At 70.6% G+C, this 14,749-nt stretch carries 12 protein-coding genes; 9 read left to right on the top strand and 3 right to left on the bottom strand.

The annotated features are described in order from the left end of the window. Positions 1 to 9: 9 nt before the first annotated feature. Positions 10 to 1,074, bottom strand: a complete 1,065-nt coding sequence (locus OG623_RS04855) for a biotin/lipoate A/B protein ligase family protein (RefSeq protein WP_406144585.1) — start codon at positions 1,072 to 1,074, stop codon at positions 10 to 12. Between the two features lie 91 nt (positions 1,075 to 1,165). Further along, a complete protein-coding gene (locus OG623_RS04850; RefSeq protein WP_406144583.1) occupies positions 1,166 to 1,687 on the bottom strand; it encodes an ATP-binding protein in 522 nt (173 codons plus the stop codon). A 110-nt stretch (positions 1,688 to 1,797) separates the two neighbouring features. On the opposite strand from OG623_RS04850, the gene OG623_RS04845 reads away from it, so the two are divergent. From OG623_RS04845 to OG623_RS04815, 7 genes are all read left to right on the top strand, one after another. After that, positions 1,798 to 3,192: an alpha-L-fucosidase gene (locus tag OG623_RS04845; RefSeq protein ID WP_406144581.1), complete on the top strand. Its 1,395-nt coding sequence runs from the start codon at positions 1,798 to 1,800 to the stop codon at positions 3,190 to 3,192. Positions 3,193 to 3,444: 252 nt separating this feature from the next. Then, entirely contained in the window at positions 3,445 to 4,950 is a 1,506-nt protein-coding gene (locus OG623_RS04840) for an ABC transporter substrate-binding protein (protein ID WP_406144580.1), read from the top strand. Next, positions 4,947 to 5,900 carry an ABC transporter permease gene (locus tag OG623_RS04835; protein ID WP_406144579.1) on the top strand — a complete coding sequence of 318 codons (954 nt, stop codon included), beginning with the start codon at positions 4,947 to 4,949 and terminating at the stop codon, positions 5,898 to 5,900. The genes OG623_RS04840 and OG623_RS04835 overlap by 4 nt, the downstream gene beginning before the upstream one ends. Next, complete coding sequence (locus OG623_RS04830) at positions 5,897 to 6,787, top strand: ABC transporter permease (RefSeq protein WP_406144577.1); 891 nt, start codon at positions 5,897 to 5,899, stop codon at positions 6,785 to 6,787. The genes OG623_RS04835 and OG623_RS04830 overlap by 4 nt, the downstream gene beginning before the upstream one ends. Then, a complete protein-coding gene (locus OG623_RS04825; protein WP_406144576.1) occupies positions 6,784 to 7,878 on the top strand; it encodes an ABC transporter ATP-binding protein in 1,095 nt (364 codons plus the stop codon). The genes OG623_RS04830 and OG623_RS04825 overlap by 4 nt, the downstream gene beginning before the upstream one ends. Beyond that, on the top strand, positions 7,875 to 8,963 hold the full coding sequence (locus tag OG623_RS04820) for an ABC transporter ATP-binding protein (RefSeq protein WP_406144574.1): 1,089 nt from the start codon (positions 7,875 to 7,877) through the stop codon (positions 8,961 to 8,963). Before OG623_RS04825 ends, OG623_RS04820 begins: the two co-directional genes overlap by 4 nt. Positions 8,964 to 9,048: 85 nt before the next feature. Beyond that, positions 9,049 to 10,854, top strand: a complete 1,806-nt coding sequence (locus OG623_RS04815; protein WP_406144572.1) for a gamma-glutamyltransferase family protein — start codon at positions 9,049 to 9,051, stop codon at positions 10,852 to 10,854. Between the two features lie 90 nt (positions 10,855 to 10,944). On the opposite strand, the gene OG623_RS04810 is transcribed toward OG623_RS04815, so the two are convergent. Next, positions 10,945 to 12,234: an ROK family protein gene (locus tag OG623_RS04810; RefSeq protein ID WP_406144570.1), complete on the bottom strand. Its 1,290-nt coding sequence runs from the start codon at positions 12,232 to 12,234 to the stop codon at positions 10,945 to 10,947. Between the two features lie 185 nt (positions 12,235 to 12,419). Between OG623_RS04810 and OG623_RS04805 the strand changes: the two genes are divergently transcribed. Both OG623_RS04805 and OG623_RS04800 read left to right on the top strand, forming a co-directional pair. Beyond that, positions 12,420 to 13,733: an ABC transporter substrate-binding protein gene (locus OG623_RS04805; RefSeq protein ID WP_406144568.1), complete on the top strand. Its 1,314-nt coding sequence runs from the start codon at positions 12,420 to 12,422 to the stop codon at positions 13,731 to 13,733. An 11-nt stretch (positions 13,734 to 13,744) separates the two neighbouring features. Next, positions 13,745 to 14,743: a carbohydrate ABC transporter permease gene (locus OG623_RS04800; protein ID WP_406144567.1), complete on the top strand. Its 999-nt coding sequence runs from the start codon at positions 13,745 to 13,747 to the stop codon at positions 14,741 to 14,743. The last annotated feature ends 6 nt before the right edge of the window (positions 14,744 to 14,749 follow it).

Genomic DNA, 14,749 nt, shown 5'->3' with positions numbered 1-14,749 from the left:
GGGAACTTCCTACGGCACCCGCGCGGTCCACTCCTCGGTGGCGAACTTCGTCTGCACCAGCTCCTCCGCCCGCGCCAGTTCCTGAGCCGTCACCTCACCCGTGGTCAGCCCATGGCGGTCACGGAAGGAGGCGATCATGTTCTCGATCACCTGCTCCCGGGCGAGGCCGGTCTGCCGGCGCAGCGGGTCGACGCGCTTCTTGGCGCTCCTGGTGCCCTTGTCGGACATCTTCTCCTTGCCGATGCGCAGCACTTCCAGCATCTTGTCGGCGTCGATGTCGTACGACATGGTCACGTGGTGCAGGACGGCCCCAGGTCCGCCGTCGGGGCCGACCATCCGCTTCTGCGCCGCGCCCGCGATCTTGCCGGCGTCGGTGGCGATGTCGTTGAGCGGCTGGTACCAGGCCTTGATGCCCATGTCGCCGAGTGCGCCCAGGACCCAGTCGTCGAGGTACGCGTAGCTGTCGGCGAAGGAGAGACCCGACACCAGGGAATCCGGCACGGAGAGGGAGTAGGTGATCGTGCTCATCGGCTCCACGAACATGGCGCCGCCGCCGGAGACACGGCGCACCACCGTCATCCCGTGCTTCGCCGCCCCCTGCGGGTCCACCTCGTTGCGCAGGGACTGGAAGCTGCCGATGACGACGGCGGGCGACGCCCACTCCCAGACCCGCAGGGTGGGCGCCCGCCGCCCGGCGGCCACCTCGGCGGTGAGGACCTCGTCCAGCGCCATGTGCAGGGCGGGGGCCTGCGGTCCCGTGTGCACCAGCTGCCAGTCGTAGTCGCTCCACTCGGTCGCACGGCCCAGGGCCCGCCGCACCGCGACGGCGACCCCCTCCGCGGTCAGCCCGAGCATGACCGTCGACTCCGGCAGCGCCGCCGTGATCCTGGCAGCCAGGCCCGCCGTGTCCGTCGAGGCGGGGGCGCCCTCCAGGGCGCCGTTGATCGCGAGGATCGCCTCGTCGGGCTCCAGGAAGAAGTCACCGGCGACGCGCACATCGCGCAGCACGCCTCCCTCGACGTCCAGATCTGTGACGACAAGCTTGCCGCCGGGCACCTTGTACTCGCCATGCACGGCTTCGTTCCCTTCTCGTGCGAGGGCGCGGGTCCTCGGGTCCTGGGGCCGGTTGCCCCGATATCCGGATGGACACGCACATACTCCAGTATCAGCCCAGGACGGACTCCGCGATCCGCCGCGCGGCCAGCTCGGGCGTGAGCCGCGTGGTGTCGACGACCTCGGCCTCTCGGTGCAGCCAGGTGCGGGCCGCCTCGGCGTAGGGCTCCAGATACTGGATGCGGAAGGGCGAGGGGCCCAGCACGGTGTCGCCCTCGATGCGGCCCCGGAGCGTCTCCTGGTCGGCGTGGAGGACGAAGTGCCGTACGGGGATGCCGTGCCGGGCGAATCCCTCGCTGATCTCCCGCCAGTACTCCTCGACCAGGACGGTCATGGGCATCACCAGGGTGCCGCCGGTGTAGTCGAGTACATGTCGGGCGGTCTCGACGACCAGCGGCCGCCACGGCGGCCAGTGCTGGAAGTTGCCCGTCCAGGGCAGCCCGGGCGTGATGTCCATGAGTGTCTCGCCGACCTTCTCGGCATCGAACACGCGTGAGTCCGGCAGGAGCGCCTGCACGAGTGGCCCGGTCGTCGTCTTGCCCGCGCCATGGGTTCCGTTGAGCCATACGATCATGCGTCCGACGGTAGCGGTGCGGTGCTCGCGCTTCTGCCGGTGCTGGTCATCTTCTCCGTGGCGCAGAAATACTTCTTCGAAGGCATCGAAGAGGGAGGAACGAAGTTCTGATGACCGAGGTGGACTTCACACCGGACGCACTCGCCGCGGCGGGTGCGCTGACCGGGGCGCCCGACCCCGGCTACACCTGGCCCGACGACCCCCGGACCAGGGCCGCCCTGGAGCACTGGCAGGACCTCAAGGTCGGCGTCATCATGCACTGGGGCATCTACGCCGCCGTCGGACAGGGCGACTCCTGGTCGCTGCACCGCTCGGACCTGGGCTCCTTCACTGACGTACCGCCCGAGTTCGAGGGCACGGCAGCCGAGTACCACACCTGGTACTACGACCGGATGCGCACGTTCACCGGCAGCGACTACGACGCCTCGGAATGGGCCCGGGTGTGCGCGGACGCGGGACTGCGGTATCTGGTCCTGACGACGAAGCACCACGACGGATACGCGCTGTGGGACTCCGACCAGACGAACCTCAAGAGCACCGCCGAGGACGCGGGCCTGGGCCGCGACATCGTGGCCGAGACGTTCGACGCCTTCCGTGCCGAAGGCCTGGAGACCGGGGTGTACTTCTCCAAGGCCGACTGGTCCCACCCGGGTTACTGGGACAGGTCCCTGCCCATCACCGACCGGCGGCACAACTACGACATCGCGACCAAGCCGGCGAAGTGGCGCTCCTTCGTGGAGTTCACGCACCGTCAGATCGAGGAACTCCTCACCGGCTACGGGGAGATCAACGTCCTGTGGCTCGACGCCGGCTGGGTCCACGCCCCCGACGAGCCGATCGGCATCGACGAGATCGCCGACCGGGCACGCGAGTTGCGGCCGGACATCCTGGTCGTCGACCGAGAGGTCCACGGACCGCACGAGAACTACCGGACCCCCGAGCAGGAGGTTCCGGAGAGCAACCCGGGCCATCCGTGGGAGTCCTGCGTCACGATGACGCCCTCGTGGTGCTCGACACGGGTCGACGAGCCGGCCAAGCCGATGACGGAGATCGCCGCGACCCTCGTGCGGATCGTGGCGCGCGGCGGCAACTACCTCATCGGCGTCGGCCCGGACGCGACCGGGAAGATCTCCCGCCATGTGGTCGAGCGGATGACCCGACTCGGCGCGCTGCTGCGGAGCATCGGCCCGGCGGTCTACGGGAGCCGCGCGGTCCCGGACACCCTCGGCGCGGAGGGGGACCTGGAGTGGCACCTGACGCGTACGGGCGACGAACAGGGCCCGCACGCCGTCCACGCCCTGGGACTGTACGGCGACGACGGCCCCCGCACCGCGCGGCTGACCGTCCGGGGCTGGCCCTCACCGGGCTGCGTCGCGGCCCTGCTCGGTGAGGACGGCACCCCGGTGGAGGTCCTGGAGGCCACCGTGACCGAGGGGACCGCCGAGCTGTCCGTACCCCCGGGTGCGGGCCCGCACGTGGTCGCCGTACGCCTCACGGCCGGGTGACGCCCCGCGGCCCGGGGCGAGGCCCCGGGCCGTTACCCGATCGTCAGGTAAAAGCTGTCCGTGATGTGGGCCGAACTCTTGCCTTGCGGACTGTATGCGAAATACGGTCTGCGATATTCCTTGATCACCCCTGGCGGGAGGTAGGCCCCCGTGCGCCGAAAAGCGGTTGCCCTGGTGGCGGTTGTGTTGGCGTCCCTCACCTCGGGCTGCGCGTCGTTGCAGTCCTCGGCGACCGAAGTCGGTGGTGTGCGCATGACCGACGACCGGCCCGTACGCGACGGCGGGACGCTCACCGTCGCTCTCAACTCCGACCCCGACAAACTGGACCCCACCCTCGCCCAGACCCTCGTGGGCCGCACGGTCTTCGCGGGCATGTGCGAGAAGCTCTACGACATCGACCAGGACGGCGCCTTCGTGCCGCAGCTCGCCGCGTCGCTGCCCACCACGTCGGCCGACGGGCGCACGGTCACCGTCCAGGTGCGCCCCGGGCTGAAGTTCAGCGACGGGACCCTGCTGGACGCCGCCGCGGTCGTCACCTCCCTGCTGCGCCACCGGGATCTCGCCGGATCCGCGCGCGCCACCGAGCTGGCCCCGGTCACGAAGGCCGAGGCCACCGGACCGCTCACCGTCCGCCTGACGCTCGACCACCCGTACGTCCCGCTGACCGGTGTGCTCGCCGACCGGGCCGGGATGGTGATGTCACCGGCCGCACTGAAGAAGTACGGGAAGAACTTCACCAACCACCCCTCCTGCGTCGGCCCCTTCCGCTTCGCCGGGCGCACCGGCGGCGACCGGATCGTCCTGAAGAAGGACCCGAACTACTACGACGCCGACCGGGTCCACCTCGACGGGGTCGTCTACAAGCCGATACCCGACGGCAACGTCCGACTCGCCAACCTGCGCTCCGGCGACCTCCAGGTCGGCGACCAGATGGCCCCCGTCGACGTACGGAGCGCACTGACCGAGCCGAAGCTCCAGCTGTTCAACTCACCCTCGCTCGGATACCAGGGCATCGGCCTCAACGTCGGCAACGTGAAGGGCCTCGGGCAGAAGCCGGGGAAGATCGACACCCCCATCGCCCGTGACGTGCGCGTCCGGGAGGCCTTCGAGCTCGCCATCGACCGGGACCTGCTCAACAAGGTCGTCTTCCAGGGCATGTACGAGCCCGCCTGCGGCCCCATATCCCCGCAGTCCGCCATCGCCCCGGGCGTCGCACCCGAGGACTGCCCAGGCCGCGACGTCGACCGGGCCAAGGAACTGCTGAGGGAGGCCGGGGTGAAGACCCCGGTGAAGATCGAGCTGAAGACGTCCACCACACCCGAACAGGGCCGCGTCGGACAGGTGCTCCAGGCCATGGTCAAGGAGGCCGGCTTCGAACTCTCGCTGCGGCCCACGGAGTACGCCACCATGCTCGCGGAGACCGACGGCGGCGACTACGACGTCTTCACCAGCGGCTGGTCGGGCCGGCTCGACCCGGACGGCAACGTCTCCAACTTCCTCAAGACGGCGGGCGCCATGAACGCCTACGGTCTCGGCGACCCGAAGATCGACAAGCTGATCGCGGAGGGCCGCAGCGTGGCCGACCCCGCACGGCGCACCGAGATCTACGACGAACTCACCCGGCGAGTCCAGGACGCCCATGCCCTGGTCTACCTCTACCGCCAGAAGAACTACGTCGTGGCGGGCAAGGACATCGCGGGCATCCACGTCTACGGCGACGGACTGGTCCGGGTCAAGAATGCGGGGTACACCCGATGACGAAGTATCTGCTGACGCGGCTGCGCCAGTCCCTCATCACCCTCTTCCTCGTCAGCATCGTCGTCTTCGCCGGCATCAGGGCACTGCCCGGCGACCCGGCGCTCGCGCTGGCGGGTGAGGAACGCAGCCCCGAGGCGCTCGCCGCCGTCCGGGAGAGCTACGGCCTGGACGACAACATCCTCGTCCAGTACGGACGGTTCATCGGCCACGCCCTGACCGGTGACCTCGGCACCTCGTCCCGCACCGGCCTCCCCGTCGCCGACGCCATCGCCCAGGCGCTGCCCGTCACGCTGGAGCTGGCCGCACTCTCCCTGCTCCTCGCGGTCGTGGTCGGCATCGGCGCGGGCGTGGTCGCCGCCGTGCGGCGCGGGAAGCCGGAGGAGTGGCTCGCCAACGCCGTCGCGCTGGTCGGCCTGTCCATCCCCACCTTCTGGCTCGGCATCGTGCTCGTCCTCGGATTCGCCATCGCCCTGCCGGTGTTCGCCGCCTCCGGGTACGTGCCCTTCAGCACCGACCCCGTCGACAACCTGCGCCGCATGGTGCTCCCCGCGATCGTGCTCGGCTCCGGCCTCGCCGCCGTCGTGATGCGGCAGACACGGGCCGCGATGCTCGACTCCCTCTCCGCCGACTACGTCAGGACCGCCCGCGCCAAGGGCCTTTCCAGGGGCTCCGTCATCGGCGGGCACGCCCTGCGCAACTCGCTCGTCACCGTCGTGACCGTGCTCGGTCTCCAGCTCGGGAGCCTGATCTCGGGCGCCGTGGTCACCGAGCAGATCTTCGTACTCCCCGGCTTCGGCAAGCTCACCATCGACGCCGTCTTCACCCGCGACTACGCCACACTCCAGGCCGTGGTGCTCTGCACCTCCGCCGCGTACATCCTCATCAACCTGCTGGTCGACGTGGTCTATTCGGTCATCGACCCGCGCATCCGGCTCGGAGGTGCCCGGTGACCACCGCGACCACAGCGCTCCCCAATTCACCCGGGACGAGCAGGCGGAAGGCCGGCGGCGGCAGGCTGCGCGCCCTGCGCAGGAACCGGCTCGCGCTCACCGGCGGGATCATCGCCGCGCTCTTCGTCCTGGCCGCCCTGTTCGCGCCGCTCGTCGCCCCGTACGACCCCTCCCAGCCGGACTTCGGGAACGTACTGGCCGAGCCCAGCGCCTCCCACTGGCTCGGTACGGACGACCTCGGCCGCGACCAGCTCTCCCGGATCGTCCACGGCGCCCGCGCGTCCATGCAGGTCGGACTCCTCGCCGTCGTGCTGGCCTTCGTCGTCGGCGTACCGCTGGGTCTGCTCGCCGGGTACTACGGCAGGTTCGCCGACACCGCCGTGTCCCGGCTGACGGACACCATGCTGGCCTTCCCGTTCCTGGTGCTCGCCGTCGGACTCGCCGCGATCCTCGGCCCGTCCCTCACCAACGCGACCCTCGCCATCGGCATCTCGCAGATCCCCGCCGTCATCAGGATCACCCGCGCCGAGACACTGCGGCTCAAGCACGTCGACTACGTCGCGGCGGCCGTCGCCAACGGGGGCGGTGACGGCACCGTGCTCTTCCGGCACATTCTCCCCAACGCCACCTCCGCGCTGATCGTCCAGGCGACCGTGGGCATCCCCGCCGCCATCATCGGCGAGGCGCTGCTGAGCTTCCTGGGCCTCGGCGTCCAGCCGCCGAACCCCTCGCTCGGTGTGATGCTCTCCGGCGCCCAGTCCTTCCTGGCACCCGCGCCCTGGCTGGCCGTCTTCCCCGGCCTCGCGATCGTCGCGGCCACGCTGGCCTTCAACCTGCTCGGCGACGGGCTGCGCGACGTCCTGGACCCCCGAGGAGCAACCCGATGACCGAGACCGTCACCGAAACCGCGCCGAAGGCGCCTGCCGGGTCCGCGCTGAGCGTGCGCGACCTGTCGGTCTCCTTCCACACCGACGCCCGCACCGTGCACGCCGTCGACGGGGTCTCCTACGACGTGGCGCCCGGCGAAGTCCTCGCCGTGGTGGGGGAGTCGGGCTGCGGGAAGTCCGTCACCTCGATGGCGGCCATGGGCCTGCTCCCGCCCACCGCCCGGGTCGGCGGCTCGATCAGGCTCGGCGGACGCGAACTGGTCGGCGCTCCGGAGAAGGAGCTCCAGAAGGTACGCGGCAAGGACATCGCGATGATCTTCCAGGAGCCGATGACCTCGCTGAACCCGGTCCTCACCATCGGCCGGCAGATCGGTGAAGTGCTGCGCAGGCACCAGGGTCTGAGCCGGAAGGAGGCCAAGGCCCGCGCCGTCGACCTCCTCGGACTCGTCGGGATCCCCGCGCCGGCCGACAGGGTCGACGAGTACCCGCACCAGCTCTCCGGCGGGATGCGGCAGCGCGTCATGATCGCCATCGCGGTGGCCTGCGACCCGGCCGTCCTCATCGCGGACGAACCGACGACCGCCCTGGACGTCACCGTGCAGGCGGGCATCCTGGAAGTCCTCCAGTCCCTGCGAGAGCGCCTGGGCACCGCCATCGTCCTGGTCACCCACGACCTCGGGGTCGTCGCCGACGCGGCCGACCGGGTGCTCGTGATGTACGCCGGCCGTGCCGTCGAACAGGCCCAGGTCCACGACCTGTTCGCGTCCGGCCGCCACCCCTACACCCGGGGTCTGCTGGGTGCCGTACTGCGGCCCGGCGGCGAGGGCAAGCGACGGCTGCCCGAGATCCCCGGCCTGGTCCCGAGCCTGGACAGCCAGCCCGACGCCTGTACGTTCGCACCCCGCTGCTCGCGTGCCGACGAGGACTGCACGGGGGGCCGGCCGGGCTTCCGTGCCGTCGACCGGCAGGCAGGAGCAGGCGCCTCGCACCGGGCCGCCTGCTGGCACCCGTACCCGGAGGCCGGTCCTTCGGAGAGCGAACCCGAGCCCGCTCCCGGAAACAGCACCGAAGCCCAGGAGGCCGGAAAATGACCACCGCACAGACCGTCCCCGCGCCCCGGGAGGAAGACGCGGACGCCCCGCGCCCCCCGGTGCTGGAGATCAGCGGCATGAAGCGGCACTTCGGGGCCTCGGGCGGCGGCACCGTCCGGGCCGTCGACGGTGTCTCGATCACCGTCGGCCGTGGCGAGGTCGTCGGCCTCGTCGGCGAGTCCGGCAGCGGCAAGTCGACCGTCGGCCGGTGCGCCGTACGCCTCGACGAACCCACCGACGGCACCGTCCACATCAACGGCACCGACGTCAGCCACCTCTCGCGCCGCGCACTGCGCCCCCTGCGCAAGGACTTCCACCTGGTCTTCCAGGACCCCTCGTCCTCGCTCGACCCCCGGATGACCGTCGGCCGGATCATCGCCGAACCCATCAGGCTGCACCGCCACGCCCGTGGAGCAGCCGTACGGGAGCGGGTCGAGCAGCTGCTCGGCCAGGTCGGGCTGCGCCCCGAGCACGCCGACCGGCACCCCCACGAGCTGTCCGGCGGGCAGCGTCAGCGCATCTCGATCGCCCGGGCGCTGTCCTGCGACCCCGATCTGGTCGTCGCCGACGAACCCACATCGGCGCTCGACGTCTCGGTCCAGGCCTCCGTCCTCAACCTGCTGGCCGACCTTCAGCGCGACCGAGGCTTCGGCTGCCTGTTCATCACCCATGACCTGGCCGCCGTCGAGTTCCTCGCCGACCGCATCGCGGTGATGTACCTCGGGCAGATCGTCGAACAGGCCCCGACAGCCGAGCTGTTCGCCGCCCCCAAGCACCCCTACACCCAGGCCCTGCTGTCCGCGGCTCCGGTCCCCGACCCGGTGGTGCAGCGTTCCCGCGAGCGCATCGTGCTGCACGGCGAACTTCCCAGCCCCGTCGACCCGCCCGCCCGACGCCGGTCCGCCTCATCGGGCGGCGGCCCCACGGGCAGTGTGTTCGACGGCTGCCGCTTCCACACCCGCTGCCCGCTCGCCGTCGCCCGGTGCCGCACCGAGGTCCCCGCCCTGCGCGAGATCACCGGCGGCCGGCAGGTCGCCTGCCATCTCGTGGCCGACGACGGCACCGCCCCGGACGCGGCTGCCTGACCTGCCCTGTCCAGGCCCCGTATCCCTCCGTACGATCCGCAGGGCACCACAGAAATCCCGCACGCCGCAGCAAGGAGCAGCCCCCGTGTTCACCACCCGCCCCACCCTCCAGGGCACCTTCGGCATGGTGTCCTCCACCCACTGGCTCGCCTCGCAGTCCGCGATGGCCGTCCTGGAGGACGGCGGTAACGCCTACGACGCGGCCGTCGCCGCCGGATTCGTCCTGCACGTCGTCGAACCCCACCTCAACGGCCCGGCCGGCGAGGTCCCGATGATCCTCGCGCCCAAGGACGGCGAGGTGCGGGTGCTGTGCGGACAGGGCCCCGCCCCCGCCGGTGCCTCCGCCGCGCACTACCGCTCGCTCGGTCTCGACCTGGTCCCCGGCACCGGGCCGCTGGCCGCCGCCGTGCCCGGCGCATTCGACGCCTGGATGCTGCTGCTGCGCGACCACGGGACGAAGACCCTCTCAGAGGTCCTGCGCTATGCGATCGGGTACGCGGATGACGGACACGCCCCCGTCGAGCGTGTCGGCCAGACGGTGGAGACCGTCCGCGCGCTCTTCGAGACCGAGTGGCCCACCTCCGCCGAGGTCTACCTGCCCGGCGGAAAGGCGCCCGAGCCCGGCACGCTGTTCCGCAACCCGGCCCTCGCCGCCACCTGGCGCCGCCTGATATCCGAGGCCGAGGAGGCGGGCGGCCAGGACCGCGCCGCGCAGATCGACGCCGCCCGCGCCGTCTGGCGTACGGGGTTCATAGCCGAGGCGCTGGTGCGCCAGGCCGCCGAGCCCACCATGGACACCAGCGGGACCCGTCACACCGGCACCCTCGCCGCGGCCGACCTGGCGGACTGGTCCGCGACGTACGAAGCACCCGCGACCTACGACTGGAACGGCTGGACGCTGGCCAAGGCGGCCGGCTGGAGCCAGGGCCCCGCCTTCCTCCAGCAGCTCGCCCTGCTGCCGCCCGAGCTCCCCGCCTACGGCTCCGCCGACTACGTCCATCTGCTCGTCGAGGGCTGCAAGCTCGCCATGGCCGACCGCGAGGCCTGGTACGGCGACGCCACCGGCGTACCGCTCGACACGCTGCTCTCCGGGCCGTACAACGACGAGCGCCGCGCGCTCATCGCGGACACCGCGTCCCTTGAGCTCCGCCCCGGCAGCCCCGACGGCCGCACCCCGGTCCTCAGCGCGCACGCCCTCGCCGTCGCTTCGGGCGAATCCGGCTTCGACGCCATGGGCATCCCGGTGGCCGGTGCGGGTGAGCCGACCGTCGCCAAGGACGGCGCGACCCGCGGCGACACCTGTCACCTCGACATCGTCGACCGCTGGGGCAACATGGTCGCCGCCACCCCCAGCGGCGGCTGGCTCCAGTCCAACCCCGTGGTGCCCGAGCTCGGCTTCCCGCTCGGCACCCGGCTGCAGATGGCCTGGCTCGACGAGGGCCTGCCCAACACACTGACCCCGGGCCGCCGTCCGCGTACCACGCTCACCCCGTCCCTGGCACTGCGCGACGGAGTTCCCGTCATGGCCTTCGGCACGCCGGGCGGTGACCAGCAGGACCAGTGGCAGCTGCACTTCTTCCTCGCCGTGGCGCTGCGCGGCCGGGTCCGTGGCGGCCTGGACCTCCAGGGCGCCATCGACGCCCCGAACTGGCACAACGACAGCTTTCCCGGCTCCTTCTTCCCGCGCGGAATGCGCCCGGGCAGCGTCACCGTCGAGGAGGGCATGGACCAGGAGGTCGTCGCGGAACTGCGCCGGCGCGGTCATGACGTCACGGTCGGCGACCCCTGGTCCGAGGGCCGGATGTGCGCCGTCGCGAGGGATCCGGAGACCGGCGTCCTGTCCGCCGCCGCCAATCCGCGCGGGATGCAGGGATACGCGGTCGGCCGCTGAACTCGGGGCGCCGGCCGGCGTCCGCCGACGCCGGCCGGACCCGGCTCCCCGGGGGCGGTGCCGCCCCGGGGAAGTTCTCGTGGGGCGGGCTCAGTTCAGTACGCGGTCCTCGAGGGCCGCGCGCCAGGCCGGGGGAGTGGCCTCCTGCACCGGTGTGGTGCCGCGCCCGCCCCGGCCGAGGAAGTCGGCGAGCGGGAGGGTCGCGGCGCCCACGGTGACCGCGTCGGGGCCCAGCTTGCCGAGGTCCATGGTGACCTTCGCCGCCGGGTGCCTCAGTGAGTAGGCCACCGCGTGGGCCCGTACCTCCTCCAGGAAGCCGGCCCCGAACTGGAGTCCGGCCCAGCCTCCGACGAGGATGCGCTCCGGCTGGAGGAGATTGATCAGGCCGGCCAGCCCGGCGCCCAGATACTCGGCGGTCTCCCTGATCACCGTGCGGGCCGCCGGGTCGGGCTCGCCGCCGTCCTGCGGAGCGGCGGCGCTGAGGAGCGCGGTCAGACGGGTCTCCTCGTCGACACCTTCCGGAGGGGTCCCGCCGGCCTCCTGCCAGCGCTGGAGGACCGCCTCCGCGCCGGCGTACGCCTCCAGGCACCCCGGTGAACCGCAGCGGCACCGCCGTCCGCCCACATGCACGGTCAGATGGCCCCATTCGAGGGCCTGGCCCTGCGGGGCGTCCTCGGGGAAGAGGCACGCGCCGACACCCGAGCCGAACAGGATCGCCACGGCGCTGCGTGCGCCGCGGCCGGCCCCGAACCACATCTCGGCCTGGCCGAGCGTCTTGGCGCCGTTGTCGATGAAGTAGGGCACGGAGTCCGGGAGTCCGCCGGACTCGCGCAGCAGCGCCTCCAGGGGGACCGCGTCCCAGCCGATGGTCTGGCCGTGCACGACCGAGCCCCTCAGCGGATCGCGTTCCACCACGCCGGGGACTCCGATCCCCACACCGAGGAGGCCGTCCGCCGGGAGCCCGGTCGCGGCGAGCACCTCCTCGATGCCGCTGCGGATGTGCTCCACGATCACGCCGACCTCGTAGAGGTTCTCCGCCAAGGGGCGCTCGGTGCGGGCGAGTTCGGACAGGGTGAAGTCGAACGCCTCGATCCTGACCCGGGTCTCCCCGACGTCGATGCCGATCAGATGGCCGCTGCGCGGATTGACCCGCAGCAGGGTGCGGGGGCGTCCGCCGTCCGACTCCACGCTGCCGGCCTCCTCCACCAGGCCCTCGGCGACGAGTTCCGCAACAACGTTGCTCACGGAACCCGAGCTGAGGCCGGTGGCGGGGCCGAGCTCCTGGCGGCTCATCGACCCTTCGAAATACAACCGTTGCAATACGGCCGCTCGGCTGTCCCTGCGCAGGTCGCGCACCGTACGTCTGGTCCGCTGGGCCATCTGGGCTCCTCCACCACTCGCTTGTCAGGAACGCTACCCCGACGCAGACTCTTGACGCGACCTTTCCCCGAGGCTTAACTCACATCATAAATTAAGCCATGGGGGTCGCATGGTCCACGCGCCGGGGTCTGGCCGTGGGCTCGGCATTTCCGGCATGGAGCTCCTCAGGAAGGGACACCTGGAGCATGCGAAGAATCCGCACAGTCGCCAGCAGCGTGGCCGTCGTATCTCTGCTCGCCGGCGCGACCGCATGTGGTGGCGGCGAGTCCACGGGCGGCGGGTCCGGTTCATCCAAGACGCTCACCTACTGGGCCTCCAACCAGGGCCCCAACCTCGAAGCCGACAAGAAGATCCTGACTCCCGAGCTGAAGAAGTTCGAGAAGCAGACCGGCATCAAGGTCAAGCTGGAAGTGGTCCCCTGGTCGGACCTGCTCACCCGCATCCTCACGGCCACCACGTCGGGTCAGGGTCCCGACGTCCTGAACATCGGCAACACCTGGTCGTCCTCGCTCCAGGCGACCGGCGCGCTGCTGCCCTGGGACGACAAGAACTTCGAGAAGGTCGGCGGGCGCGACCGCTTCGTGGAATCGGCGCTCGGTTCGACGGGGGCCGAGGACAAGGACCCGGCCGCGCTTCCGCTCTACTCGATGGCCTACGCCCTCTATTACAACAAGGCGATGTTCGAGGAGGCCGGCATCGAGAAGCCGCCGGCCACCTGGGCCGAGGTCTCCGAGGCGGGCAAGAAGATCTCGAAGGGCGGCAAGTGGGGGATAGGGGCCGAGGGGTCGAACCTCTCCAACAACATCCACCAGGTGTTCGCCCTGGCCAAGCAGCACGGCGCGGACTTCTTCGACTCCTCGGGCAAGCCGACCTTCACCGATGACGGGGTCGTGGCGGCGGTCAAGCAGTACGTCGACATGATGGCCAAGGACAAGATCATCGCGCCCGGCAACGCGGAGTACGCGCAGAACCAGTCGCTCAGCGACTTCTCCAAGGGCAAGACCGCCATGGTGCTGTGGCAGGCCGCGGCCACCACCTTCAAGTCCCAGGGTATGAAGGACTCCGACTGGGGTGTCGCCCCTGTGCCGGTCCAGTCCGGTGTGCCGGGTGAGGGCGAGCAGGTCAACTCGATGGTCGCCGGTATCAACATCGGCGTCTTCAAGAACAGCAAGAACCTCGACGGCGCCACGGACTTCGTGAAGTTCATGACGAGCGACGAGGAGCAGAAGATCCTCTGCGAGGCGTACGGTTCGGTCCCGCCGGTGAAGGCGGCCCAGGACGCCCCGGCGTTCGACCGGCCCGAGCTCAAGGTGCTGAGGGAGACGCTCGCCACCAGCGCCGCCGCTCTGCCGCAGGTCCCCGACGAGTCGCAGTTCGAGACGTCGGTCGGCACCGCGGTCAAGTCGCTCTTCGCCAAGGCCGCGGGCGGCGCGGCGATCACCACGGCGGACGTCAAGGCCGAGCTCACCAAGGCTGAGCAGCAGATGGCCAGTCAGTGAGTGATGCGTCCATGACCACCATCGTGAACCCCGACAAGGGGAGCCCGACGGTGCACCAGGACACCCCCGGGGAGGCGCCGCGCAAGCAGCGCCGCCCCGGGCGCATCCGCCGCATCGGTCTCCCTTATCTGCTGTTGTTCCCCGCCGTCCTGCTGGAACTCCTCGTCCATCTGGTGCCGATCGGCTTCGGCTTCGTCATGGCGTTCAAGGAGCTCACGCAGTTCTATCTGCGGGACTGGTCCGCCGCTCCGTGGCGCGGCCTGGAGAACTTCAGGATCGCTGTCGACTTCGACGCTCCCGTCGGCAAGGCCCTGCTCCACTCGTTCTGGGTCACCTGTCTGTTCACCGTGCTCGCGGTCGGCCTGTGCTGGCTGCTGGGTGTCGCGGCGAGCATCTTCATGCAGGAGGCCTTCGCCGGCCGGGGCTTCCTGCGGACGCTGTTCCTCGTGCCGTACGCCCTGCCCGTCTACGCGGCGGTCATCACCTGGGCGTTCATGTTCCAGCGCGACAACGGCCTGGTGAACCACGTCCTGCACGACCAGCTCGGCCTCACCGACGGGCTGCCCTTCTGGCTCATCGGTGACAACGCCTTCTTCACCCTGCTGGTCGTCTCGGTCTGGAAGGGCTGGCCCTTCGCCTTCCTGATCGTGATGGCCGGTCTGCAGAACATCCCCAAGGACCTCTACGAGGCCGCGGCCCTGGACGGCGCCGGCATGTGGCAGCAGATCCGCCGCATCACCCTGCCGTCCCTGCGCCCGGTCAACCAGGTGCTGGTCCTCGTCCTGTTCCTGTGGACGTTCAACGACTTCAACACGCCGTTCGTGCTGTTCGGCAAGGCGGCACCCGAGTCGGCGGACCTCATCTCCGTGCACATCTACCAATCGTCGTTCGCGACCTGGAACTTCGGCACCGGAGCCGCGATGTCGGTCCTCCTGCTGCTGTTCCTGCTCCTGGTGACGGCGATCTACCTGGGGTTCACCTCCAGAGGGAGGAAGGGCTCACGTGGCTAGCAACAC

This window comes from Streptomyces sp. NBC_01012, assembly GCF_045162755.1.
Classification (GTDB): Bacteria; Actinomycetota; Actinomycetes; order Streptomycetales; family Streptomycetaceae; genus Streptomyces.
This window is presented reverse-complemented; position numbering and strand designations above follow the sequence as displayed.

Bases quoted from the DNA above. Each gene is read 5' to 3' on its own strand.
- OG623_RS04850 (WP_406144583.1), bottom strand. From the start codon at position 1,687: ATGATCGTATGGCTCAACGGAACCCATGGCGCGGGCAAGACGACGACC.
- OG623_RS04845 (WP_406144581.1), top strand. From the start codon at position 1,798: ATGACCGAGGTGGACTTCACACCGGACGCACTCGCCGCGGCGGGTGCG.
- OG623_RS04840 (WP_406144580.1), top strand. From the start codon at position 3,445: ATGACCGACGACCGGCCCGTACGCGACGGCGGGACGCTCACCGTCGCT.
- OG623_RS04835 (WP_406144579.1), top strand. From the start codon at position 4,947: ATGACGAAGTATCTGCTGACGCGGCTGCGCCAGTCCCTCATCACCCTC.
- OG623_RS04825 (WP_406144576.1), top strand. From the start codon at position 6,784: ATGACCGAGACCGTCACCGAAACCGCGCCGAAGGCGCCTGCCGGGTCC.
- OG623_RS04820 (WP_406144574.1), top strand. From the start codon at position 7,875: ATGACCACCGCACAGACCGTCCCCGCGCCCCGGGAGGAAGACGCGGAC.
- OG623_RS04810 (WP_406144570.1), bottom strand. From the start codon at position 12,234: ATGGCCCAGCGGACCAGACGTACGGTGCGCGACCTGCGCAGGGACAGC.
- OG623_RS04805 (WP_406144568.1), top strand. From the start codon at position 12,420: ATGCGAAGAATCCGCACAGTCGCCAGCAGCGTGGCCGTCGTATCTCTG.
- OG623_RS04800 (WP_406144567.1), top strand. From the start codon at position 13,745: ATGACCACCATCGTGAACCCCGACAAGGGGAGCCCGACGGTGCACCAG.